20 protein-coding genes and 1 pseudogene are annotated in these 22,396 nt (G+C 71.4%); 5 read left to right on the top strand and 16 right to left on the bottom strand.

Annotated features, from left to right (window positions below; all coding sequences use genetic code 11):
• From NYP07_RS09215 to NYP07_RS09240, 6 genes and pseudogenes are all read right to left on the bottom strand, one after another.
• Complete coding sequence (locus NYP07_RS09215; RefSeq protein WP_268149618.1) at positions 1–1,104, bottom strand: patatin-like phospholipase family protein; 1,104 nt, start codon at positions 1,102–1,104, stop codon at positions 1–3.
• Positions 1,105–1,112: 8 nt separating this feature from the next.
• Positions 1,113–1,196 (bottom strand): annotated as a pseudogene (locus tag NYP07_RS09220) (glutathione S-transferase N-terminal domain-containing protein); the annotation flags it as partial.
• Positions 1,193–1,720 carry a hypothetical protein gene (locus NYP07_RS09225; protein ID WP_268149620.1) on the bottom strand — a complete coding sequence of 176 codons (528 nt, stop codon included), beginning with the start codon at positions 1,718–1,720 and terminating at the stop codon, positions 1,193–1,195. The pseudogene NYP07_RS09220 and the gene NYP07_RS09225, both read right to left, overlap by 4 nt.
• An 8-nt stretch (positions 1,721–1,728) precedes the next feature.
• Positions 1,729–2,244 carry a hypothetical protein gene (locus NYP07_RS09230; RefSeq protein ID WP_268149622.1) on the bottom strand — a complete coding sequence of 172 codons (516 nt, stop codon included), beginning with the start codon at positions 2,242–2,244 and terminating at the stop codon, positions 1,729–1,731.
• Positions 2,245–2,252: 8 nt separating this feature from the next.
• On the bottom strand, positions 2,253–2,678 hold the full coding sequence (locus tag NYP07_RS09235; RefSeq protein WP_268149624.1) for a VOC family protein: 426 nt from the start codon (positions 2,676–2,678) through the stop codon (positions 2,253–2,255).
• Between the two features lie 28 nt (positions 2,679–2,706).
• Entirely contained in the window at positions 2,707–5,466 is a 2,760-nt protein-coding gene (locus tag NYP07_RS09240) for a M16 family metallopeptidase (RefSeq protein WP_268149626.1), read from the bottom strand.
• Positions 5,467–5,718: 252 nt separating this feature from the next.
• Between NYP07_RS09240 and NYP07_RS09245 the strand changes: the two genes are divergently transcribed.
• The 3 genes from NYP07_RS09245 to NYP07_RS09255 are packed head-to-tail and all read left to right on the top strand — an operon-like array spanning position 5,719 to position 8,652.
• On the top strand, positions 5,719–8,091 hold the full coding sequence (locus NYP07_RS09245) for a hypothetical protein (RefSeq protein ID WP_268149628.1): 2,373 nt from the start codon (positions 5,719–5,721) through the stop codon (positions 8,089–8,091).
• A complete protein-coding gene (locus tag NYP07_RS09250) occupies positions 8,088–8,405 on the top strand; it encodes a DUF1360 domain-containing protein (protein ID WP_268149630.1) in 318 nt (105 codons plus the stop codon). Before NYP07_RS09245 ends, NYP07_RS09250 begins: the two co-directional genes overlap by 4 nt.
• 1 nt (position 8,406) lies before the next feature.
• Positions 8,407–8,652: a hypothetical protein gene (locus NYP07_RS09255; RefSeq protein ID WP_268149632.1), complete on the top strand. Its 246-nt coding sequence runs from the start codon at positions 8,407–8,409 to the stop codon at positions 8,650–8,652.
• A gap of 2 nt (positions 8,653–8,654) precedes the next feature.
• Here the strand turns inward: NYP07_RS09255 and NYP07_RS09260 are convergent, their stop codons facing one another.
• The 5 genes from NYP07_RS09260 to NYP07_RS09280 all read right to left on the bottom strand — a co-directional run bounded on the left by NYP07_RS09260 (position 8,655) and on the right by NYP07_RS09280 (position 15,690).
• Positions 8,655–10,466, bottom strand: coding sequence for a putative bifunctional diguanylate cyclase/phosphodiesterase (locus NYP07_RS09260; RefSeq protein ID WP_268149634.1), 1,812 nt, complete (start codon positions 10,464–10,466; stop codon positions 8,655–8,657).
• Positions 10,463–11,029, bottom strand: a complete 567-nt coding sequence (locus NYP07_RS09265) for a YfiR family protein (RefSeq protein WP_268149636.1) — start codon at positions 11,027–11,029, stop codon at positions 10,463–10,465. Before NYP07_RS09265 ends, NYP07_RS09260 begins: the two co-directional genes overlap by 4 nt.
• Before the next feature lie 10 nt (positions 11,030–11,039).
• Positions 11,040–13,007 carry a TonB-dependent receptor plug domain-containing protein gene (locus NYP07_RS09270; protein ID WP_268149638.1) on the bottom strand — a complete coding sequence of 656 codons (1,968 nt, stop codon included), beginning with the start codon at positions 13,005–13,007 and terminating at the stop codon, positions 11,040–11,042.
• Positions 13,008–13,144: 137 nt separating this feature from the next.
• Positions 13,145–14,305: an MFS transporter gene (locus NYP07_RS09275; RefSeq protein ID WP_268149640.1), complete on the bottom strand. Its 1,161-nt coding sequence runs from the start codon at positions 14,303–14,305 to the stop codon at positions 13,145–13,147.
• Complete coding sequence (locus NYP07_RS09280; RefSeq protein ID WP_268149642.1) at positions 14,302–15,690, bottom strand: DNA recombination protein RmuC; 1,389 nt, start codon at positions 15,688–15,690, stop codon at positions 14,302–14,304. Before NYP07_RS09280 ends, NYP07_RS09275 begins: the two co-directional genes overlap by 4 nt.
• 100 nt (positions 15,691–15,790) lie before the next feature.
• Between NYP07_RS09280 and NYP07_RS09285 the strand changes: the two genes are divergently transcribed.
• Positions 15,791–17,293 (top strand): FAD-binding oxidoreductase, encoded by a 1,503-nt coding sequence (locus tag NYP07_RS09285; RefSeq protein ID WP_268149644.1) that lies wholly within the window; start codon positions 15,791–15,793, stop codon positions 17,291–17,293.
• A gap of 6 nt (positions 17,294–17,299) precedes the next feature.
• Here NYP07_RS09285 and NYP07_RS09290 read toward each other — a convergent pair whose 3' ends face one another.
• The 5 genes from NYP07_RS09290 to NYP07_RS09310 are packed head-to-tail and all read right to left on the bottom strand — an operon-like array spanning position 17,300 to position 21,555.
• A complete protein-coding gene (locus tag NYP07_RS09290) occupies positions 17,300–18,091 on the bottom strand; it encodes a hypothetical protein (RefSeq protein WP_268149646.1) in 792 nt (263 codons plus the stop codon).
• Positions 18,088–19,068, bottom strand: coding sequence for a 2-hydroxyacid dehydrogenase (locus NYP07_RS09295; protein ID WP_268149648.1), 981 nt, complete (start codon positions 19,066–19,068; stop codon positions 18,088–18,090). Before NYP07_RS09295 ends, NYP07_RS09290 begins: the two co-directional genes overlap by 4 nt.
• Positions 19,065–20,405: a sodium:proton antiporter gene (locus NYP07_RS09300; protein ID WP_268149650.1), complete on the bottom strand. Its 1,341-nt coding sequence runs from the start codon at positions 20,403–20,405 to the stop codon at positions 19,065–19,067. The genes NYP07_RS09295 and NYP07_RS09300 overlap by 4 nt, the downstream gene beginning before the upstream one ends.
• Complete coding sequence (locus NYP07_RS09305; RefSeq protein WP_268149652.1) at positions 20,405–21,118, bottom strand: nitroreductase; 714 nt, start codon at positions 21,116–21,118, stop codon at positions 20,405–20,407. Before NYP07_RS09305 ends, NYP07_RS09300 begins: the two co-directional genes overlap by 1 nt.
• On the bottom strand, positions 21,115–21,555 hold the full coding sequence (locus NYP07_RS09310) for an acyl-CoA thioesterase (RefSeq protein WP_268149654.1): 441 nt from the start codon (positions 21,553–21,555) through the stop codon (positions 21,115–21,117). The genes NYP07_RS09305 and NYP07_RS09310 overlap by 4 nt, the downstream gene beginning before the upstream one ends.
• Positions 21,556–21,809: 254 nt before the next feature.
• Between NYP07_RS09310 and NYP07_RS09315 the strand changes: the two genes are divergently transcribed.
• Positions 21,810–22,370, top strand: a complete 561-nt coding sequence (locus NYP07_RS09315; protein ID WP_276597157.1) for a phasin family protein — start codon at positions 21,810–21,812, stop codon at positions 22,368–22,370.
• Positions 22,371–22,396: the final 26 nt, after the last annotated feature.

Below are 22,396 nucleotides of genomic sequence, written 5' to 3' on the forward strand. Positions count from 1 at the left end.
TCATTGCTCCGGTAGTGAGTGGACCCGCATGCCGATGTTGTCGCCCGGCGGCTCGCGCCAGGCCGCGCGCTTCACGACGCGGCGGCCGTCGTGCAGGCCGGCGTCCCAGCGGGCCTGCAGGCGCGCGGCGGTGAAGTCGATGTCGCGCCAGGAATCCTCGCCCGGCTGGGCCTGCATGACGAGGTGCTCGACGTCGATGCGCGAGTCGCAGCCCAGGGCCAGCAGGGCCTTCACGGCCGGGTCGGCGGCGGCCTTGGGGCCGAGCTGGCGGCCGACGAGGCGCAGCGCGCGGCGCAGGTTCTGCAGCCGCTCGTGGTCGTCCAGGTGCTCGCAGATGCGGCTGGCGTACTGGATGTCCTTGTAGCGCGTCAGCGCCTGGGCCATCGTGCGCGGCGCGGCCTCGCTGGCGTCCCAGAGGTCGACCATGAAGCACAGCGTGTCGCGGCGTTCGCTGTCGTCGAGCACGACATCCAGCGGCGTGTTGGAGTAGATGCCGCCGTCCCAGTAGGCCTCGCGGCCGATGCGCACCGGCGCGAAGCCCGGCGGCAGCGCGCCGCTGGCCATCACGTGCGCGGCGACTATGCGGGTCTTGCCGTCGCGGTTGTCGAACTGCTCCAGCTCGCCCGAGCGCACGTTGACGGCGCACAGCGTCAGCCGCGTGTCGCCCGACGCGATGAGGCCGAAGTCGACCAGCTCGTCCAGCGTCGCGGCCAGCGGCGCGGTGTCGTAGAAGCCGAGTTCGGTCAGCGGCGCGGGGCGGTTCAGGTCCCAGGCCAGCGGGCCGCGCGGCTTGAAGAAGCCGGGCACGCCGGTCAGCAGCGTCTGCCAGGTCTGCAGACCGGCGGTGAACGGGTTGGCCGGGCTCGGCACGGGCAGGCCCGGCCGCGTCACGCGCGACCAGAACTCGCGCAGCGCGGCCAGGCGGTCGGCCGGCTTGTTGCCGGCGATCAGCGCCGCGTTGATCGCGCCGATGGAAGTGCCGACCAGCCAGTCCGGTGCAATGCCGCCGGCCTCCAGCGCCTCGGCCACGCCGGCCTGGTAGGCGCCCAGCGCGCCGCCGCCCTGGAAGACATAGACGGTCTGCGGAGGGCGCCGGGTGGCCATCAGGCCGCGTGCCCGGAGGGCAGGCCCAGCAGGCGCATCGCGATCGCGACGCGGCGCACAAAGGGTGAGTCGAGCATGCCGATGAGCTTCATGATGCGTTTCCGGCCTTGTCCTGCCTGAGGCTGCCGTTGTCGAACTCGCGCAGCAGGCGATCCAGGAAGTCCTGGCCGTGGCGGCGCTTGATCTCGGCCTTGACGGCCCAGTTGTAGCCGTCGGCATAGGCCTGGGATTGCGGCGTGGGCGCTTCGCCGTGGCTGACGCGGACGACGCCGTAGCGCTTCTTCAGACGCTCGGCCCTGACGTGGTCCTCGGCGCTGGGCTCGGCCGGGCCGAAGCTCAGCAGCTTCAGCACGCCCGACGCGATGTCCGCACGGGCCTGGATCTGGCCCAGCTCGCGGTGGGCGATGCCCATGTCGATCGTGCCGATCAGCTGGCGCTCGGGCCTGGCCTCGCTGCGGATGATGCCGAAGCGGTTGAAGAGGCCGAAGACGACGCCGGCGGCCAGCAGGCTGCACAGCAGGGCCACGACGCGCACGGCGGTGCGGGGCCGACGCCAGCCCGTGCCGAGTCGTTCATCGGCCAGTGCCACCGAAAGGGCGGGTTTCGCTGAATCCATGGAATGCATCAGTTGCTCAAGCCGCGATTCTCGGCCAGCGGCGCGAGCGCGGCTCCCACGCGGCTCCGCCACACGTCCCGCTCGGCCGCGCGCCAATCCGGCCAGCGCGGCGCCTCGGCCTCGAGTTCGGCCGCCAGCACGCGCAGGCCATCCAGGCCGGACACGCGGGCGGCCAGGCTGAGGCGGGCCAGCCACTCCTGGGCCTCGCGCACGCCGGGGTAGGCCGCGAACAGCCAGCGCGCGACCTCGGGCCGGCCGCGCCAGTCGGCATCGCCGAAACGCGCGACCGCCAGCGCCGTGAGCCGCTGGCCGGCGCCGAGGCAGTCGAAGGCGACGCAGCCGGCAAAGCCGCGCCCGACGAGGTCGTCGTGGATGCCACAGCGGTGGTCGGCGCAGAGGTGGCGGCAGGGCGTCTCGGCCGGCTTGTCGAAGCCGAAGCCCTGTACCGCGTCGAAGGGCGGGATCACGCAGCACAGCGCCACGCAGGCCGAGCAGTCGGCCTTCAGATGCGCAGGGAGCTGCACCGTCGCGATCACGCCGCCGCCGGCACCGAGACGCTGACCATCCAGCCCACGCCGAAGCGGTCGTTGACCATGCCGAACAGCGGCGACCAGAAGGTCTTGGCCAGCGGCATGCCGACCTGGCCGCCATCGGCCAGCGCGTCGAAAAGGCGGCGCGCGCCGGCCTCGTCGGGGCTGCCCAGCGACAGCGAAAAGCCCTTGAAGACCGTGTCGCCGCCGCAGCGGCCGTCGGACATCATGACCACGGTGGCACCGACGCGCAGCGAGGCATGCATGACCTTGTGCTCCGAGCCCGGCGGCAGCATGCCGGGCGGCGGCGGCTCGGGGCTGTCGGAGTTGCGCATCATGAACAGCAGCTCGGCGCCCAGCGCGGCCTTGTAGAACTCGATGGCCTCCTCACAGCGGCCGTCGAAGAACAGATAGGGCTCGATCTTCATCGCGGTCTCCCATGGCAAGACGCAGACTCTAGAGGTTCTTGAAGTCGCCCGCCGTCGAGACGACGAAGCGGTCGAGCCTGATGTGCTTGCGCCAGGCCGCATTGGCCTGCTCGACGGTGACGGCGGCCAGCTCGTCGTCGTCCTTCTGCACGGCGGCCCAGGTCTGGGCGCGCTCGGCCAGGCTGCCGAGCATGCCGGCCAGCGCGCCGATCTCGGCGCGCGCCTGCTTGCGGCTTTCCAGCATGTCCTTCTTCGCGCGGGCCAGCTCGGCCGCCGTGATGCCGTCGGCCGTCATGCGCGCCAGCTCCTCCTTCACGACGGCGATGACGCGGTCGCGCTTGTCCGGCGCATAGCTGGCCTGGATGGCGAAGCCACCGTCGTTGCCCCAGAAGCCCGCGCTCAGCGACGCACCGATGCCATAGCTCAGGCCTTCCTTCTGGCGCACGCGCTCCGACAGCCGGCTCTCCAGCCCGCCACCGCCGAAGACGTGCACGGCCAGCTCCAGCGCCGCGTTGTCGGCGTCCTCGCTGTTCAGCGCCAGGGTCTCGTGCAGGCGCACGATGGCGTTGGCCTTGTCGCGCGCAATGGCGTCGAAGCGCGCCGGCGGCACGTCCACATGCTGCGGGACGTGGCGCAGGAACTTCGGCGCCGCGGGCTTCTTCCAGTCGCCGAAGAGCTGGTCCAGCTCGGCGGCGAGGCCCTCCGGCAGCGCGCCGACCACGCTGACCTGGGCGTCGTTGGCGCTCCAGTAGTCGGCGTAGAAGCGCTTCACCTCGTCCAGCGTCGTGGCCTTCAGGTTGGCGATGCGCTCGTCCAAGCCCATCACATAGTCGGGCTGGCCGAGGTGCACGCCGCGGGCCTGGTTGTAGTGGCCGCGCGTGGCCTCCTGGCGCAGCACGCCGGGCTCCTGGCGCGAGGCCTCGATGCCGGCGAGGCCGGCCTTGATGTCGCGGTCGAAGGCGTCCTGCGGCAGCAGCGGGTGGCGCAGCACGTCGGCCACGACGCGCAGGGCCGGCAGCAGCGTGTCGCGCTCGGCGCTGAGGAAGACGGTGGCGCCCTGGTCGTAGCTGGTGATGCTGAGGCTGGCGCGCAGCTTGATGAGGGCGTCCTGTAGCTGCTGCTTGCCGTAGCCGCTGCTGCCCTCGTTCATCAGCGCGCCCACCATGCCGGTGCCGTTGCGCGCGAAGGTCGCGTCGCGCTCGCCCCAGCGCAGGCCCAGCATCAGCGCGACGCTGTTGCCGCGCGTCTGCTTGCGCAGCGTGTGCAGCGCGATGCCGCTGGGCAGCGTCGTGCGGCTCATGCGCGACTCCAGCACGGCGGGCACGGGGTCGAGCTGCTCGCCGGCCTCGACCTTGGGCGGGCCCTTGAGCCCGGCCAGGCGCTCGTCCAGCGCCGGTGCGGCCGGGATCTCGACGCGCGCCACCGCGCTCGCCGGCAGATAGCGGCCCAGCGTGCGGTTGGCCGGCTTGAAGTAGGCCTGGCGCACGCGCTCCACGTCGGCCAGCGTGACCTTGGGGATGTCTTCCATCAGCTGGAACAGCAGCCGCCAGTCGCCGGCCGCGATCAGCCCCGAGATCTGCTGGATCAGCGCCTCGGGGTTCTTCATCTGCTGGCGGTAGCCGTTGACGGCGATGTCGCGCACGCGGGCGAGCTCGCTCTCCTCGAACGGCCTGGCCGTGCGCCCCTCGACGAGGTCGAGCAGCTGGGTCTCGATCTTGCCCACGTCGGCGTCCGGCGGCAGGGCCGCATAGGCGCTGACGGTGCCGGGGGCCGCACCGCCGACGCCGGCAAGGCCCGCCGACACGGCCAGCTTGGGCTCGACGAGCTGCCTGTAGAGCTGGCCGCTGGGCTGCAGGCTCATCAAGAGGCCGTAGACGATGAGGGCCGGCGTGTCCGGGTGGGTGATGGCCGGCACGTGGTAGACCGCCAGCAGGATGGGCTGGCCGCCGACGCGGCGCACGACGACGGTGCGCTCGCCGTCCTGGGCCGGCTCCACGGTGTAGGGCTGCGGGATGGGCGCGGCGGGCTTGGCGACGGCGCCGAAGCCCTTGCCGATCAGCGCCAGCGTGGCGGCCTTGTCGAAGGCGCCGGCGATCAGCAGCGTCGCGTTGTCGGGCCGGTAGTAGCGCCTGTAGAAGGCCTGCAGCTTCTCGATGGGCACGTTCTCGATGTCGCTCCTGGGGCCGATGGTGGCGTGGCCATAGGGATGCCAGGCATAGGCCGCCGCGTTGACGCGCTGGGCCAGCACCGCGAAGGGCTGGTTCTCGCCGCGCTCGAACTCGTTGCGCACGACCGTCATCTCGGTGTCGAGGTCGGCCCTGGCGACGCGGCTGTTGACCATGCGGTCGGCCTCCAGGTCGAGCAGGAAGGCCAGCGTGTCGGCATTGGCGTTGAAGGACGCGAAGTAGTTCGTGCGGTCCACCGTCGTCGTGCCGTTGAAGCGCACGCCGCGCTGGGCCATCGCGCCGGGGATGTCGCGCTGGCGCTCGGTGCCCTTGAACAGCATGTGCTCCAGCAGATGGGCCATGCCGTACTCGCCAGGCGCCTCGTGGCGGCTGCCGACGCGGTAGGTGATGTTGACGGTGGTGGTGGTCTGCGTCGCGTCCGGGAAGAGCAGCAGCTGCAGGCCGTTGGGCAGGCGGTATTCCTCGATGCCGCCGAGCTCGCGCACCGCGCTGGGCTGCACGGCCACGGCCGCGAGCGGAGCCTGGGGCTTCTGCGCCTGCGCCGGCGCCAGGCCCATGGACAGTACGCAAGCCAGGGCCAGGCCGATTCGCAACGACTTCATTCAGGTCTCCAGGGTGCCGGCCGCGCCGGTCGCGTCAATGAGGCGCCGATTCTGACCGCAGTGCGCCTGCCCATCGGCCTCGCATAGGTCACGGCCAGGTAAATCGCGGGTGAATAAGACCTGCCGCCCTCCCTAGGCTTTTCCGGCCGTTAGGGGGGTGGCCGGGCGAGGTGCCGCCTAGGGTTGGTTCAAGAAGCGCAGCAGCGCCGCCCCTCCCCCTTTTGACGACTGCACCCCGCAAGGAGACAAGCCATGGCCACCCCGCCCAAACCACCCCGCGCCGCCGCCATCCCCGCCGCGGCCCTGCCCGCCGACGCCGCCGGCGACGATGCCGACGAGCCGCTGGACGACGACTTCCACTTCGTGCTCGGCGAGCTGCTGGCCGCCTACAAGCCGGTGCTCGCGGCCGACCTGCAGCGCGCCGATTCGCCCGACGCCCTCATCAAGGATGCGCTGGCCAACCCGCCCAGCTGCGAGGACGAGTTCGCGCAGGCCATGGCGCTGTTCGAGCGCTTCAGCAGCGAGGAGGTCGCGCAGCGCGTGCTGCCCGCGGCCGTGCGCGAGCAGCTCGGCCCGCTGGAGCGCTGGCGCTGGTGCCTGCTGCATCTGCGCTGCTGCATCGTCTTCGGCTGGCTGATGTGCCGCGGGCCGCGCTCCTTCCGCGGCTCCAGCTACTACCTCTGGCGCTACTGGCGCTGCGTGCGCGAGGTGCTGGGCGCGCCCGTCGCCAATCCGCCCACGGCCGTCGAGCGGGCCGACTTCAACCACCTCGTCAAGGCGCTGGCCGAGGCCTACAAGCCCTATCTGGACGACCAGCTCGCCAACGTCGAGTTCGCGCAGGGCCTGCCCGAGCAGGTGCTGTCCGGCCAGGTCGACTGCTTCGAGGACGGCGACGTCAACACGCAGATCCTCGAGCGCCTGCTCAGCACCGACACGGCCGCCGCGCTGATGGGCCGCGAGCTCATCGCCAAGCACCGCGCCGACCCCTTCTACTGGTTCTGCCGCTGCTGGGCGCTGTGCGCCATCCGCTTCGGCTGCTGCCTGGCACGGGCGCGCAATCTGCGCGACGTGTTCCGCTGCCTGCGCAGCTACCGCGCCTGCCTGCGCCGCTGCCAGCACCCGCTGCACTGCCGGCTGACCGCGCCCACCGGTTGCGTGCGCGGCGAGACCGACATCCTGGCCAGCCGCATCCTCGAACCCGTGCGCGGCGATGCCGAGGGCACGGGCTTCGGCCACTACGTCATCGAGGTGCGCAGCCCCGGCGGCAGCCTGCTGAGCGGCGTCGTCATCTATCCCAGCAACCTGGGCCTGCCCGACGTGGCCGCCACGCAGGGCAACTTCTCGGTCGCGGGCGGCAACCTCGGCTGGGTGGACACGCGCAAATGCGCAGTGGACGCCGGCATCGAGCTGCTGACGTCGACCACCTTCACGCTGACGCTGCGCGTGTTCTCTTCCACCGGCGCCGAGCTGCAGCCGCCCTGCACCGGCAGCTTCGCGCTGTCGGTCAACGAGGTCTACATCAAGCGCGTCAGCACGCCCTGGTCGGTGGACTACCCCAACCCGGCCGAGCCGCTGCGCGCGGCCGACAGCGTGGCGGCGGCCCTGTCCACCGTCGGCGGCGGGCTGCATGTGCGCGGCGCGGCCAACGTGTACGGCTGCACCGGCGAGAAGATCCGCGAATACACCATCTGGGCCATCCCCGACCCGGGCTTCAGCGAACCCCAGCCGGCGCCGTTCACGAGCATCGTGCCCGGCGGCAGCTGGCGCCTCGTGACGCACATCGAGTTCAACGCGATGAGCATTGCCCAGCCCAGCGGCCCGCCGATCAACTACACGGCCGACCAGGTGCGCAGCAGCAATGTGCTGGACGGCAACCCCCTGCCCAGCATCCTGACCAACGTCTGGGGTGCGCGCAGCGAGTGCATCTGCGTGCACATCGACTCGACCAACTTCTGCAACTGCTGGAACGTGCCCTCTCTGGAGCCCGCGGGCTTCGACAGCAATTCGCTGCCCAAGCAGGATCCGCCCAACCAGTTGGGCGGCACGGGCAAGTTCAGCTTCCTGCTGCAGGTCATCGACACGGCCGGCAACAGCTACTACGACATCCAGCGCGCCTGGATCGACAACGAGCCCATCCAGGCCGCCATCGTCGGCATCGGCAACCAGGCACCCTGCTCCGACATGTACACCCAGACCCACGAGGGCATCTTCAAGACCGTGGACATCCGCGGCTACGCCTGGGACCAGTACATCGACCGCGCCGACCTCACGGCGCCGACCAGCAACAACTTCGACAGCTACCAGGTGCACTTCAGCAAGCAGGGCGCGGTGTCGCCCCAGGTCATGCTGATCAACTCGACCAACACCGTGCCGGCGCGCGCGCTGGCCCTGCCGGCCGAGAGCCTGGCCACCGGCACGCTGACGCCCTGGAACCTGCAGGTGCTGGACGCCGCCAGCAACCCGCTGGGCCTGCCGGCCGACCAGCTGCTCGGCCCCGGCGAGGCCTGCGTCTACGTCGTCATCCTCGAAGCCTGGGACAAGACCGTCGTCAACGAGGGCAGCGTGCACGACTCCGGCTGGAAGCTGTTTCCCATCAAGATCATCAACGGACCGGAACCGCTGTGACCTTGGACGAAATGGGCTTCTGGCCACGCCTGGCACTGGCCGCGCTCGCGGCCTGGCGGCTCACGCATCTGCTTGCGGCCGAGGACGGGCCCTTCGGTCTCGTGCTGAAGCTGCGCACGCGCCTGGGCAACGGCGCCTGGGGGCAGCTGATGGATTGCCCCTACTGCGTGTCGCTATGGGTGGCCGCGCCGCTGGCGCTGCTGCTCGCGCGGGACCTGCTCGGCTGGGCCCTGAGCGTGCTGGCGCTGTCGGGCGCCGTCTGCATCGTCGAGGCCGCGCTGGACACGCTGGCCTCGCCACGCAAGGAGAGATGACATGGGATGTTGCGGACAAGGCCGGGCGGCGCTGCGCCAGGCCACGAGCCCCACGCCGGAGCGGCCGGCGGCCGGGCCGGCCGAGCGGCGCGTGCTGGTGCACTACCGCGCCGGCGCGCCCGTCGTCGTGCGCGGCGTGGCCAGCGGCCGGCTCTACGAGTTCGACGCCGCTCGGCCAACGCTCTACGTCGCCGAGGGCGACGCGGCGGCGCTGCTGCGGTCGCGCTGGTTCGAAAGATCGGACTGAATTCAGCTCGGCCTGAACAGCGCCGGCACCGCCTGCGGCTCGACGGGCCGGCAGAAGCCGAAGCCCTGCATCAGGTCGCAGCCCATCGCGATCAGCGCCGCCTCGTCGGCGGGCAGTTCCACGCCCTCGGCGACGACGAGCATGTGCATCGCATGCGCCACGTGCACCATCGATGCGACCAGGGTGTGCGAGTCGGCGTTCGTCGACAGGCCGTGCACGAACAGGCGGTCGATCTTGAGCTTGCGGCAGCGGATGCGGCGCAGATAGGCCAGCGAGCTGTAGCCGGTGCCGAAATCGTCGATGGCCAGGCCGTAGCCCAGGCCCTGCAGCGTGAAGACGAAGGAGTCGGGCTTGTCGATGTCCTCGAAGCCGGTGCTCTCGGTGAGTTCGAACTCGACCTCGTCCGGCCCGAGCTGCAGGGCCTTGAGCTGCTGCAGGAAGCGCTCGCGGTGCTGGGGCTTGCGGCACTGCTCCCAGGACAGGTTGATGGACACGGCCGGCGGCTTCAGGCCCAGGGCCTTCCACGCGTCCAGGTCGCGGCGCAGCACGGCCAGCAGGGCCAGGCCGAGCTCGACGATATGGCCCGAACTTTCGGCGACCGGGATGAACTCCGCCGGCGACACCCAGCCGCGCTCGGGATGGCGCCAGCGCGCCAGCGCCTCCAGGCCCTGCACGCGGCGCTGGGCGTCGTACTGCGGCTGGTAGGCCAGGCAGAACTGGCCCTGCGCGAGGGCCTCGACCATGTCGCGCTCCAGCGCCAGCCGCGAGCGCAGGGCCTCGCCGATCTGCGGCGTGAACGGCTGGAAGCTGTCGCGCCCGACCTGCTTGGCATGCCGCATCGCGGCGTCGGCACAGCGCATGGCCTCGCTGGCGTCATGCGCATGCTCGGGCAGGGAGACGGCGCCGACGCAGACATGCAGCGGCAGCCACTGGCCGCCGTGGAAGACCGGCTGCGTCAGCTCGTTCTGCATCTGCGCGACATGGGCGCGCAGCGCATCGCCCTCCAGCCCGGGCTGGAGCAGCACGGCGAACTCGTCGGCCGACAGCCGGGCGGCCCGGTCGCCATGGCGGCACAGCAGCCGAAGCCGCTGGCTGACGGCCTGCAGCACGGCATCGCCCGCGGCGTGGCGGTGCTGGTCGTTGATCTGCTTGAAGTCGTCCAGGTCCAGGATGAGCAGCGTGGCCGCCTCCTGCTGCTGGAGCGCGCGCTCCAGCAGGCGGCGCATGTGCTCGCGGTTGGGCAGGTCGGTCAGCGCGTCGAAGTGGGCGATGTAGCGCGTGCGGCGCTCGACCTCCTTGATCTGCACGCGCAGGCGCTTGGACAGCCACCAGGCCAGGCCCGCCGTCGCCAGCAGCGTGCCCAGCGTCGCCGCCAGGAAGCCGGCCAGGTCCGTCCACATCGGCAGCCGGCTGGCTTCGACGTACAGGCGGCCGACCCGGCGGCCGTCGGCCATCACCGGCACCTCGACATGGGCGATGCCGGCCAGCTCGTACAGCCAGAGCCGCTCGACGGGCAGGCGCGAGAACTGCGTGAAGGGCTCGCCGTCGGGCTTGGTCAGCCGGGCGTGGACGATGGCCGGGTTTTGCTGCAGCGCCAGCAGGCTCTCGCCGGCGTCGGCGCGGCTGTCGAAGACCATGGCGGCGGAGACCGTCTGCGCGACGATGCTGGCCTGGGTGCGCAGGTCCTCGGCCTGGCGGTCCAGCAGCCGCCAATACTGCAGCAGGCTCAGCACGAGGCCGAAGGCCAGCAGCGCCACCAGCGCGACCAGCAGTTCGCGCAGGCGGTCGAAGGCGTCGGTGAAGGCCGGCTTCATGGCGCAGCGCCCTGGTGCCGCACATAGCGCGCCAGCCGCAGCAGCTTGGCGCTGACGGCCAGGCCCGCGCGGCGCGCGGCGTCGAGATCCACGTCGAAGACGATGCGCCCGTCCTCGACCTGCAGGTTGATCATGGCGCCCTGGTCGAACATCGCGGCCACGTCGGAGACGACGAGGACGGGCAGTTCGGCGAGCTGGGCGCGCAGGCCGGCCGGCAGGGCCGGCAGATAGAGCAGATGGCAGCTCGCCAGCGGGTCGCCGCGGCCCAGGCGGCGCACCTCGACGGTGAGCTGCCGGATCGAGCGCCCGGCCAGGCCCTGCAACGCGCCGTCCATGCGCCCCTCGCCCAGCGTGCACAGCTGCAGGCCACGGCCCGGCTGCTCGCGCTCGGTGGGCCAGCTGACGAACATCAGCAGGCGGTAGACGACCTCTGCCTTCAGCACCTCTGCGCCAACGGGCTGGGCGCGGGCCGGCCCGGCGAGGGCCAGCCAGGCCAGCAGCGCGCAGCCGAGCCGGCGCGGCCAGCGCCTGCTGCGGCTCGGGGTGGGCGTCGGCCAGCGCATGCCGTGATTCTCAGAGACTGATGCGCCAGTCCAGGCGCCAGGCGCGCGCCGGTTGCGGGATGGCGCTCAACGGCGTGTCGGGCGTCGAGGGGTCGAGGTTGCGGTGGTCCAGTGCGTTGTTCACATGCAGCGCGATGCTCTGGCGCGCATCGACCTGGTAGCGCAGATGGGCGTTGACGAGGCTGGACGTCGGTACCTCCACGCGACCGAGGCGCGGCCCCACCAGGTTCCACTCCGCGCCCAGCTGCCAGCCCTGCCATTGCGGTGACACGAGATGGCCCTTCAGCATCCAGGTCGGCGCGTTGCTCAGACGCTCGCCGGCGTCATTGCGGGCATCCATCCACGATGCGCTGCCGCGCCACAGCCAGCCCGCGCCCGCGCGCTGCTCGATGTCCAGGTCCAGGCCGCGCAGGCTGACCCGCCCGACGTTGCGGTACTGCACGGGCGCGTCGGGCGAGTCGGTCAGCGGCACCGGCTCGATCAGCCGCCTCATCCGCGTCCAGTAGACGTTGGCACCGAGGGCCTGGCCGCTGCGCAGCAGATACTCCCACGAGGCCTCGGCCGAGTTCAGCCGCTCCGGCTTCAACGCCGCATTGCCGACCTGGGAAGCGCCGCCGTCGTCGTAGAAGCGCTCGTACAGATTGGGCGTGCGGAAGGACTGCGCCCACATCAGCTTGAAGGACTCGCGCTCGTCCGGGCGCAGCGCCAGCACCGCCCGTGGCGACAGGGCCGGCGAGAAGCCGCGCACACGATCCAGGCGCAGGCCGGTCGTCAGCTGCAGCGCCGAGGCCAGGCGCCACTGGTCCTGCGCATAGAGGGCCGCGGAGTCCTGGCTGGAGCGGGTGTCCAGGATGTTGTTGTAGGGCGAGACGTCGTAGTTGCGCTGCACGCCGACGGGCGAGCTGCGCAGCTCGGCGCCCAGCATCAGCTGGTGGTTGAGCAGGCCCCGCCACAGCAGCCGGCCTTCCAGCGTCGTCCACTGCGCATAGGCCTCGTCCCGGTTGATGCGCTCGGGCGGCGGGCCGAACACGTAGCGGCCCCGGAACTCGTAGCCCGCCACGCTGAGCCTGAGCGTGCGCCGCACATCGTCGCGCCAGCCGTCGTCATGGGCCAGCTCCGCGAGGACCTCGCGGTCGCTGTAGCGGGTGCCCGCGACGCCCGGCTCGGTGCCGTAGGGCGCGGTCGCGGCGTCCTTGTCGCGGCGCACCGCGTTCAGCGACAGCCGCCAGGGGCCGTCGCGGTACTTCACGAGCAGCGCGGCCTGCTGCTCGCCGTCCAGGCCGCGCACCCAGCCGCCGGGCGTGCCCAGTTCCGGCAGGTAGAGGTTCTCGCCGGCCGTGGACAGCAGGTTGACGCCGACGAAGAGGTCGCGGCCGCTGCCGTCGGCCGCGCCGTAGTGCATCTCGACGCGGCGCAGGCCATGCTGCCCTGCGCTGGCCTGGGTGGTCAGGCCGGGCGCGTCGGCACCGTCGAGCGTGACCACGTTGACGACGCCCAGCAGCGCGTTGCTGCCGTAGACCGAAGACCCCGGGCCGCGGACGAGTTCTACACGCTGCACCCATTCCGCGACGATCGGGAACTCCAGCTGCGGCAGGCCCTGGTCGAAGATGGCCTCGTTGACCCGCTGGCCGTCGACGGCCATCAGCACGCGCGAGTTGTAATCGCCGGGGCGGCTGAAGCCGCGCAGGCCGATGGCGCTGTAGGTGCGCGAGTTGCTGAGGTAGACGCCCGGCAGGCGGGCCAGCTGGTCACCGACGGTCTGGTGCCCGAGCGCATCGGACTCCTTGCGCTCCAGCACGCTGACCGATGCCGGCGCATCCATCAGGCTCTGGGCATAGCGGGAGGGGCCCTGCACTTCCCGGTTCAACAGCGCTTCGAGCGCCTTGTCGTCCGAGGCGTCGGGGGCGGGCGCGGCGTGGGCCGCGGGAGACAGGGCCAGCGTCCACAGACAGACCGGCACGAGGAGGCGGCTTTTCACGATTTCGGTCGCCGTCGCCAGCAGACGACGGCCGAGATTCAGGCAGTGCCGGCAGCTTAGCCCCGGTGCCCGCGGATGTCGTTGTCACATGTCACGGCAACGGCGTTTTGCTCACGCCATTCGATGCGCGCGGACGGCTACAGCCGGCGCGCCGGCGCCTGGGCGAGCAGCAGCAGCGCGGCCATCAGCCACATCGGCGCGGCCAGGGCCGTGGCGGCGGCCAGCAGGCCGAAGCCGGCCGGCATGGCCACCGTCGCGCCGTTGACGGCCAGCATGCGCAGGCCCAGGGCCTGGCCGTGGCGCTCGGGCGGCGTCACGCGGTGCAGCATCGCGAGGATCATGGGCTGCACCGAGCCCAGCGCCACGCCCAGCAGGGCCGAGCCGGCCATCAGCCCCGCCGTGCCGGGCAGCCAGGCATAGCCCAGGAAGGTCAGCATCGCGACGACCATGGCCGTGCGCAGCGCCTTGACCTCGTGCAGGTCGTCGGCGAAGCGCACGATGGCCAGGCGCACGCAGGTCGCAGCGACGGCGAAGCTGCCCAGCACGACGCCGATGCTGGACGCCGACAGCCCGCGCGCATGGCCCACCACCGGCACGACGAAGCTGTGCGCGTCCCAGCAGGCCGACAGCACGAGGTTGACCAGCATCAGCCGGCGGAAGGCCGGCAGCCGGAACAGGCCCCAGGCGGCCGGCTCGCGATAGCTCTGCGTGACAGGCTCGGGCGCGTGGCGCGGCACCTTCTGCGCCAGGCCCCAGGCCAGCAGCGGCAGCAGCGTCGCGAAGCCGAAGGCCGCCGTCATGCCGACGTGGTCGATCAGCAGGCCGGCCACGATGGGCGCCAGCGAGTTGGACAAGGCGGGGCCGAGGGCCATCCAGCTGAAGATGCGTTTCAGCTCCCCCGGCTGGTCGGCCATCATGCCGGCCTCGCGCTGCATCGCGACGGCGGCCACGGCGATCGCGCCGCCGCAGAACAGGCAGCCGATGGCGATGGCCCAGAGCTGCTGCACCGCCAGCGCCAGCAGCGCGCCGGCAAAGGCCAGCGTCACGCCGACGCCGACGGGGCGATGAAAGCCATGCCGGTCCGCCAGCCGGCCGGCCCACAGCGACAGCGCGATGGGCGCCACCGCGAACAGGCTCAGCAGCAGGCCCACCGAGGCCTCGCCGTAGCCATGGTTCAGCACCCAGAGGGCGGCCGTCACGCGCGTGACGGCCATGCTGGCATGCACGCAGATCAGCGTCGCGATCAGCCAGGCGAAGGCGTGGCGCAGATGGCGCTTCGGTGGTGCACCCTCGCTCACTCGGCGTCCTCGCCGAGATCGCCACCGAGCTGCAACAGCTGCTGGGCGGTGTCGTCCGGCAGCGCCTCCACGGTCTTGAGCTTGCGCGTCATCGCGCGCGTGCGCACCTCGGCGGCGTCCAGCGTGTTGCCGGCTTCCTCCAGCTTCTTCCTGGCCTTGGCCAGCACGTCGCCGAACTTGCCGAACTCGGTCTTCACGGCGCCCAGCACCTCCCAGACCTCGGCGCTGCGCTTCTCCAGCGCCAGCGTGCGGAAGCCCATCTGCAGGCTGGTCAGCGTGGCCAGCAGCGTGGTGGGGCCGCAGAGCATGACCTTGTGCTCGCGCTGCAGGCTCTCGACGAGGCCGGGACGGCGCAGCGCCTCGGCGTACAGACCCTCGGTGGGCACGAAGAGGATGCCGAAGTCCGTCGTGTGCGGCGGGGCTATGTATTTCTCGCGGATGGTCCTGGCCTCCAGCCGCAGCCGGTTCTCGATGGCCTTGCCGGCGGCCTCGGCCGCCGGCGCGTCGGCACGCTCCTGCGCATCGAGCAGGCGCTCGTAGTCCTCGCGCGGGAACTTGGCGTCGATGGGCAGCCACAGCGGCTTGCCGCCAATGTCGTCATCCTTGCGTTGGCCGGGCAGCGAGATCGCGAACTCGACGCGCTCCGACGAGCCCGGCAGCGTCGCCACATTGGACGCGTACTGCTCCGGCGTGAAGACCTGGTCCAGCAGCCCCGCGAGCTGCACCTCGCCGAAAACGCCGCGCGTCTTCACATTGGTCAGCACGCGGTTCAGCGAGCCGACGTCGCGCGCCAGGTTCTGCATCTCGCCCAGGCCCTTGTGCACCTGCTCCAGGCGCTCGGCCACCTGCTTGAAGCTCTCGCCCAGGCGCTGCTCCAGCGTCGCGTGCAGCTTCTCGTCCACCGTCGCGCGCATCTGCTCCAGCTTCTTCTCGTTGTCCTGCTGGATGGCGGTGAGGCGCTGCTCCACCGTCAGGCGCAGCTCGGCCAGGCGCTGGTCGTTGCTCTTGGACAGGGCCTGCAGCTGCTCGCGCATCGTGTCGGCCAGGCGCTGCATGGCCTCGGCCTGGGCCTGGGCACCCCGCAACGCGGCGGCATCCTGGGCCTCGCGCGCGGCCAACGCCTGCTGGGCCAGGGACTGGTTGCTGCCCTGCAGGCCCTGCGCCAGCGCCTGCTGGAATTGGGCCAGGCCCTGCACCAGCTCCTGGCGGGTGCCGCTGGCACTGCGGCTCAGTTCGTCGCGCAGTTCGCGCTCCAGCCTTTCGTTGCCGCGCTGCAGGTCCTCGGTGGAGAGCCCCTGCTGCGGCTTCTGGCGAGCCCGGATCAAGACCAGCAGGACAAGGATCAGGGCCAGCAGGCCCAGCGGCAACACATCGATCAGGCTCATGCGGGCCATTGTCCCCGCTGGGCGCCATCCGCAACTGGTATTACATAGGTAGCAAAGTAGGATATTCGGTATTTCATTGGTAGCAATCAGCGGAGGCGAGATGGACAGAAGGCGGTTCCTGGCCCTGGGCGGTGCGGCCGCACTGGCAAGCTGTGGGGGCGGCGGCGATCCGGCGCCTGCACCCTCGCCCGCTCCGGCGCCGCCGCCGCCCGCGCCCAGCGTCGACTGGGCGCTGCTGAGCCGCCAGCTGCAGGGCTCGCTGCTGTTGCCCGGCCAGGCCGATTTCGCCCGCATCAGCCCCGCCGCCAACGCCCGCTACGACGGCCTCACGCCCCTGGCCATCGCACATTGCGCCGGCGCGGCCGACGTGGCCGCGGCCCTGGGCTTTGCCCGCGACCGGAAGCTGGCCTTCGCGGCCCGCAGCGGCGGCCACAGCTATCTCGGCGCCAGCAGCAGCGGCGGCCTGCTGATCGACGTGGGGGCGCTGGACGGCGTGCAGCTCGCCGGCGAGATCGCCACGGTCGGCGCCGGCGCCAAGCTCGCGGACGTCTACGACGCCCTCATCACCGCCGGCCGCTGCATCCCCTCGGGCAGCTGCGTCAGCGTCGGCATCGCCGGCATCACGCTGGGCGGCGGCATCGGCGTGCTGGACCGCGCCTACGGCCTGGGCTGCGACGCCCTCGTCGGCGCCCAGGTCGTCACGGCCGATGGCCGACAGCTCGATTGCAGCGCGGCGCTCAACCCCGACCTGTTCTGGGCCCTGCGCGGCGGCGGCGGCGGCCAGCTGGCGCTGGCCACGTCGCTGAGCTTCCAGACCCATGCCATCGCGCCGCTGACGCAGTTCGGCGCCAGCTTCACGCTCGACGAATTACCCGCCGTGCTGGGCGCCTGGCAGGTCTGGCCGCAGACCTTGCCCGATCAGGTTTGGTCGCAGCTCGCGCTGTCGGCCCAGGGCGCCCATCTGTGGGGCATCGCCATCGGCAACGCGGCCTTCGTGCAGCCCTACTGGGGCACCCTGCTCGCCCGCATCGGCCGCGCGCCGCCGGACGCGGCGCTACAGGCGCGCAGCTACCGCGACGTGATGCTGGGCGGCTGCGCCACGCTGAGCCTCGCGCAATGCCATCTGCCCAGCCAGAACGGCGCCGGCGCCCTGGGCCGCGTGGCCATGGCCGCGAGTTCCGACTACTTCGACGCGCCGCTGGACGCGGCTGGCATCGCGGCCCTGAGCCAGGCCGTGAAGCAGCGCCGCGATGCCGGCCGCCCCGGCAGCGTGCTGCTGAACCTGATGGGTGGCGCCATCGGCCGCGTCGCCGCCGACGCCTCGGCCTTCGCCCATCGCGGCGCGCTGTTCAGCGCGCAATACCTCGCCGAATACGCGGCCGGCACGGCCGCCGCGACGCTGGACGAGGCCGCCGCCTGGGCCCACGGCATGCGCACGACGATGCAGGCCTGGAGCAGCGGCGGCGCCTATGTGAACTATCTGGACGGCCTGCTGGACAAGCCCGCCGAGGCCTATTACGGCAGCAACCTCGCGCGGCTGCGCCAAATCAAGCAGAGCTACGACCCGGCCGGGCTGTTCAAGGCCCTGCCGAGCCTGGCTTGATCAGGATCAGGGCGCGACGAGGGACTTCACCGCCTTGGGCAGCTCGGCCTCGATCAGCGCCTCCAGCGCCTTCACGCGCTGCTCCACCGTCGTCGCGGCCCAGGGGTTGGCCGCCGACTCGCGCGTGACCGGCAGCCGGCTCGCGACGGCGAGCGACTGCTCGCGCTTGAGCCTGAGGTCGGCCAGGTCGACCAGGGCGACGCGGATGGACACATAGGGCGCCAGCACCGGCAGGCCCGGCTGGCCGTCGAAGCCGATCTGCGCCGCGGGCCGCTGGTCCAGCACGAAGCCCGGGCCTTCCAGGCTGGTCAGGATGCGCGGCGGCAGCGCGGCGGCCAGCGCCGGCTCCTGGCGGCTGCGCGTGACGAGCAGCAGATGCGCCGCGCCGCTCTGGCGCACGGCCTCGCCGAGCTTGCCGGGCAGGCTGAGCCGGCCGTCGACGAAGAGGCCCGCCGGGTCGCCGAACAGGCTGCGCGTGGACGAGGTGTAGAGCTTGGCCTCGCGACCCTGGGCCGAGCCGGTGATCACGGCGTTCAGTGCCTGCAGCACCGCGTTGTCGAGGCCGCCGGCCGGCGTCGCGGCCCATTCGCCGGACTGCACGGTGTCGCCGCGCGCCGGCGTCAGGCTGACGAGCTGCACGTTGTCGCCCAGCAGCGAAAGCACGGCGAAGCGGTTGGCGTCGCGCGGCGCGCCATCCGCGGCGGGGGCCGGCACGGGCGGCTCGGCCTTGTGCTTCGGCCCCTGGGCGAAGGCGAGCGCGGGCAGCAGGGCAAGCAGGCAGAGCGGGCGGCGTTTCATGCGGAGAGAACTTCGGGGTTCAACGGGGTGGGCGGCGTCGCGCCGGTCAGCGCGGCGACGAGGTTGTCCGCCGCCAGGCCGGCCATGGCCAGGCGCGTCGGCAGCGTCGCGCTGGCGATATGCGGCGTGAGAACGACATTGGGCAGGCTCAGCAGCGCCGGGTTCACGCGCGGCTCGCCCTCGAAGACGTCCAGGCCCGCCGCCGCGATGCGCCGCTCGCGCAGCGCCGCGGCCAGCGCGTCCTCGTCGACGATGCCGCCGCGGGCGATGTTGACGAGGGTCGCCGTCGGCTTCATCAGCGCCAGCTCGGCTGCGGCGATGCAGTGATGGGACTCGGCCGAATAGGGCAGCACCAGCACGAGGTGGTCGGCCTGGCGCAGCAGCTCGTCCTTGGCCACATGGCGGGCGCCGAGTTCGGCCTCGATGTCCGCGGCCAGGCGCGAGCGGTTGTGATAGACGAGCTGCATGCCGAAGCCGAAGCGGCCGCGGCGCGCGATGGCCTGGCCGATGCGGCCCATGCCGAGGATGCCCAGCGTGGTGTTGTAGACGTCGGCGCCGGCCAGGAAGTCCCAGGCCCAGCTCTTCCAGCCGCCGTCGCGCAGCAGGCGCTCGCCCTCGCTCATGCGCCGCGCGGTGGCCATCAGCAGCGCGAAGCCGAAGTCGGCCGTCGTCTCGGTCAGCACGTCGGGCGTGTGGGTGACGAGCACGCCGCGCGCGGTGCAGGCGGCCAGGTCGATGTGGTTGTAGCCCACGGTCATCGTGCAGACGGCGCGCAGGCCGGGGCAGGCGTCCAGCAGCTCGGCCGTGATGCGCTCGGTGCCGGTGATGTAGGCGCCGGCCTTGCCGGCCAGGCGCGCGCGCAGTTCGTCGGGGGCCAGCGGCGCCTCGCCGGCGTGGCAGTCCACGTCGAAATGGGCCGAGAGCCGCTCGACCACGGCCGCCGGCGCGCGCCGGGCGATCAGGACCCTGGGTTTCATATCCATATCCATGCCATCACGAGGAGGACGGGCAGCAGCACCGCGCCGGACCAGAGCAGATAGCCGCCGAAGCTCGGCATCTTCACGCCGCGCTCCTCGGCAATCGCCTTGACCATGAAATTGGGCGCGTTGCCGATATAGGTCATCGCCCCCATGAAGACGGCGCCGCCGGAGATGGCGGCCAGCACGGCGGCGCCCTCGCCCATCAACTGCTGCGCATTGCCGCCGGCGAGGTTGAAGAAGGCGAGGTAGGTCGGCGCGTTGTCCAGCACCGAGGACAGGCCGCCGGTCAGCCAGAAATAGGCCGCGGGCAAGGGCTGGCCGTCCGCGCCGGTCAGCAGGGCCGCCAGCGGCGCGAACACGCCGGCCGGGCCGGCCTTGAGCATCGCGATGACGGGCACCATGGTCAGGAAGATCGCGATGAAGAGCTTGGCCACCTCCTCCATCGGCGCCCAGCTGAAGCGGTTCTTCTCGCGCACGCCGGCCGGCGTCAGCCACAGCGATGCGGCCGTCACGGCGATGAGGCCCAGGTCGCGCACCAGGGCCTGCAGCGGCAGCGGCGTGCCCCAGAGGTCCAGCACGACGCCGGGTTTCCAGGTGCCGCTCATCAGCACCAGGCCGACGGCGACGGCCAGCGGCAGCAGGTTGATGCTGCCCTCGATGCCCAGCGTGGGCATGTCGGGCGTCGGGTCGGCACGGATCACGCCCTCGCGGCGGTAGAGCCAGGCGTCGATGGCGCAGAACACGGCCAGCAGCGCGGCCAGCAGGAACAGCGTCGGCGCCCACAGGTGGCCGGCGGTCCACAGGAAGCTCACGCCCTGCAGGAAGCCGAGGAACAGCGGCGGGTCGCCCAGCGGCGTCAGCGAGCCGCCGACATTGCTGACGATGAAGATGAAGAAGACGACGACGTGGGCGTTGTGGCGGCGGTTGTCGTTGGCGCGGATCAGCGGGCGGATCAGCAGCATGGACGCGCCCGTCGTGCCCATGAAGCTGGCCAGCACGGCGCCGAGCGCCATCAGGCCGGCGTTCAGCGCCGGGCTGCCATGCAGATTGCCGCGGATGTAGATGCCGCCCGCCGTCGTGTAAAGGGCGCAGAGCAGGATCGTGAAGGGCAGGTATTCCTCCACCAGCGTGTGCACCAGCACGCCGCCGGTCGCGCCGGCGCCGAAGCTGAGGCCGAACGGCACGAGCAGCGCCAGCGTCCAGGCCGCGGCGATCTTGCCGAAGTGGTGGTGCCAGGCGGCCGGCGCGGCCAGCGGCATGACGGCGATGGACAGCAGCAGGCCGGCGAAGGGGGTCGCCCAGGCCAGGCCCAGTTCGGAGCCTTGCAGCACCATCAGTTGTCAATGAAGTGCGCGAACTCGGCGACCGGCACGCGCTCGGTGACGAGGCTGTTCTCGACCGCGTCGGGGTCGGCATAGCCCATGGACATGCCGCAGACCACCATCTGCTCCTCGCCCAGCTGCAGCTCCTCGGCGATGAGGCGGTGGAACTGCGTGAACGCCGCCTGCGGGCAGGTGTGCAGGCCGCGCGCGCGGGCGGCGACCATGATGTTCTGCAGGAACATGCCGTAGTCCAGCCAGGAGCCCTGCTCCATGACGCGGTCGATCGTGAACATCAGGCCGACGGGCGCGTCGAAGAAGACGAAGTTGCGGCCATGCTGGTGCTGCATGCGCGCCTTGTCGCTCTTGGCGATGCCGAGCAGGCCGTACAGGTCCCAGCCCACCTTGCGGCGGCGGTCGATATAGGGGCTGCGCCATTCGGTCGGGTAGTAGGCGTACTCCTCGCGGTGCGCGGCGTTCTGGTCGGGGTCGAGGTAGGCGGCCTGGATGCGGTCGGCCAAGCGCTTGAGCGCCGCGCCGGTCAGCACGTGGACCTGCCAGGGCTGGGTGTTGGTGCCCGAGGGCGCCCAGGACGCGACTTCGAGGATGTCCTCGATCGTCCGGCGCGGCACCGGCGTCGGCAGGAAGGCGCGCAGCGAGTGGCGGGTCTTGATCGCGGCGTCGACCGCGGCGGTCTGCTCGGGCGTGGGCGTCTGGAAGCGGCTCATGGTGTCAGGGTCTTCAAGGCTTGGAGATAGGCCGCCGGCAGCTCGGCCACCGGGCGGCGGCTGTCGCGGTCGACGTAGACATGGACGAAATGCCCGCGCGCGGCGCATTGCACGGCACCTTCGGCGAACAGGCCGATCTCGTAGCGCACGCTGGAGCACCCCTGCCGGGCGACGCGAACGCCGGCCTCGATGCGCTGCGGAAAGGCCAGCGGCTCGAAGAAGTTGCAGTGCGTCTCGACGACCAGGCCGATGACCTCGCCGCCCTGCAGGTCGAGCGCGCCGGCCCCGATCAGCAGGCTGTTCACCGCGGTGTCGAAGAGGCTGTAGTAGACGACGTTGTTCAGGTGGCCGTAGACGTCGTTGTCCATCCAGCGCGTCGTCAGCGGCACGAGGCGGGGATAGGCGTCGCGGGCGTCGGGCTGGGGGCGGGTCGTCATGCGGCGGATTCTTTCATGCGCCGCCAGGCCGCCCGGGATTCGGCCGCCAGGCTCGGCAACGCATGCCTGTCACGGTGGGAGGCCAGCCTGCCCGCAGGACGGCCTCGCCCCGCCCGCGCCGCGCGTGAATCCCTAGTTTTGCTGCGCCGCACAAAAAGTCCTTGCAATCCGGCGGCGAGGCTCTATCATTCGCTCCATGTTGCAGTGCAGCAAACAAGCACGGCAATCGATTCACCCACTGATCGGAGTCCATCATGCTGACCGCTGAACAAATCCTCGCCGCCCACAAGGCCAACGTCGAAACCCTCTTCGGCCTGACGAACAAGGCCTTCGAAGGCGTCGAGAAGCTCGTCGAGCTGAACCTGCAGGTCGCCAAGACCGCGCTGAGCGAAGCCGCCGACACGACCGCCGCCGCGCTGTCCGTGAAGGACGCCCAGGAGCTGCTGTCCCTGCAGGCCGCGCTGCTGCAACCCACCGCCGAGAAGGCCGCTTCCTACAGCCGCCACATCTACGACATCGCCTCCGCCACCGGTTCCGAAGTCGCCAAGGTCGCCGAGGCCCAGTTCGCCGACGCGCAGAAGAAGTTCACCGCCGTCGTCGACAGCGCCGCCAAGAACGCCCCGGCCGGCACCGAGAACGCCGTCGCGCTGGTGAAGTCGGCCGTCGCCGCCGCCAACAACGCCTTCGAGTCGGTCCAGAAGGCCACCAAGCAGGCCGTCGAAGTCGCCGAAGCCAACTTCCAGGCCGCCACGTCGCAAGCCGTGAAGGCCACCCAGACGGCCGCCCGCGCCTCCTCCAAGCGCGCCGCCGCCTGATCGCCGCCCGCCCCTGAAAAGCCCGG

The sequence above is a fragment of the Pelomonas aquatica genome, assembly GCF_026712205.1.
Taxonomy (GTDB): Bacteria; Pseudomonadota; Gammaproteobacteria; order Burkholderiales; family Burkholderiaceae_C; genus Pelomonas; species Pelomonas aquatica.

Bases quoted from the DNA above. Each gene is read 5' to 3' on its own strand.
- NYP07_RS09240 (WP_268149626.1), bottom strand. From the start codon at position 5,466: ATGAAGTCGTTGCGAATCGGCCTGGCCCTGGCTTGCGTACTGTCCATG.
- NYP07_RS09235 (WP_268149624.1), bottom strand. From the start codon at position 2,678: ATGAAGATCGAGCCCTATCTGTTCTTCGACGGCCGCTGTGAGGAGGCC.
- NYP07_RS09290 (WP_268149646.1), bottom strand. From the start codon at position 18,091: ATGAAACGCCGCCCGCTCTGCCTGCTTGCCCTGCTGCCCGCGCTCGCC.
- NYP07_RS09225 (WP_268149620.1), bottom strand. From the start codon at position 1,720: ATGGATTCAGCGAAACCCGCCCTTTCGGTGGCACTGGCCGATGAACGA.
- NYP07_RS09245 (WP_268149628.1), top strand. From the start codon at position 5,719: ATGGCCACCCCGCCCAAACCACCCCGCGCCGCCGCCATCCCCGCCGCG.
- NYP07_RS09215 (WP_268149618.1), bottom strand. From the start codon at position 1,104: ATGGCCACCCGGCGCCCTCCGCAGACCGTCTATGTCTTCCAGGGCGGC.
- NYP07_RS09265 (WP_268149636.1), bottom strand. From the start codon at position 11,029: ATGCGCTGGCCGACGCCCACCCCGAGCCGCAGCAGGCGCTGGCCGCGC.
- NYP07_RS09280 (WP_268149642.1), bottom strand. From the start codon at position 15,690: ATGAGCCTGATCGATGTGTTGCCGCTGGGCCTGCTGGCCCTGATCCTT.
- NYP07_RS09310 (WP_268149654.1), bottom strand. From the start codon at position 21,555: ATGACGACCCGCCCCCAGCCCGACGCCCGCGACGCCTATCCCCGCCTC.
- NYP07_RS09285 (WP_268149644.1), top strand. From the start codon at position 15,791: ATGGACAGAAGGCGGTTCCTGGCCCTGGGCGGTGCGGCCGCACTGGCA.
- NYP07_RS09305 (WP_268149652.1), bottom strand. From the start codon at position 21,118: ATGAGCCGCTTCCAGACGCCCACGCCCGAGCAGACCGCCGCGGTCGAC.
- NYP07_RS09255 (WP_268149632.1), top strand. From the start codon at position 8,407: ATGGGATGTTGCGGACAAGGCCGGGCGGCGCTGCGCCAGGCCACGAGC.
- NYP07_RS09260 (WP_268149634.1), bottom strand. From the start codon at position 10,466: ATGAAGCCGGCCTTCACCGACGCCTTCGACCGCCTGCGCGAACTGCTG.
- NYP07_RS09315 (WP_276597157.1), top strand. From the start codon at position 21,810: ATGCTGACCGCTGAACAAATCCTCGCCGCCCACAAGGCCAACGTCGAA.
- NYP07_RS09295 (WP_268149648.1), bottom strand. From the start codon at position 19,068: ATGAAACCCAGGGTCCTGATCGCCCGGCGCGCGCCGGCGGCCGTGGTC.
- NYP07_RS09300 (WP_268149650.1), bottom strand. From the start codon at position 20,405: ATGGTGCTGCAAGGCTCCGAACTGGGCCTGGCCTGGGCGACCCCCTTC.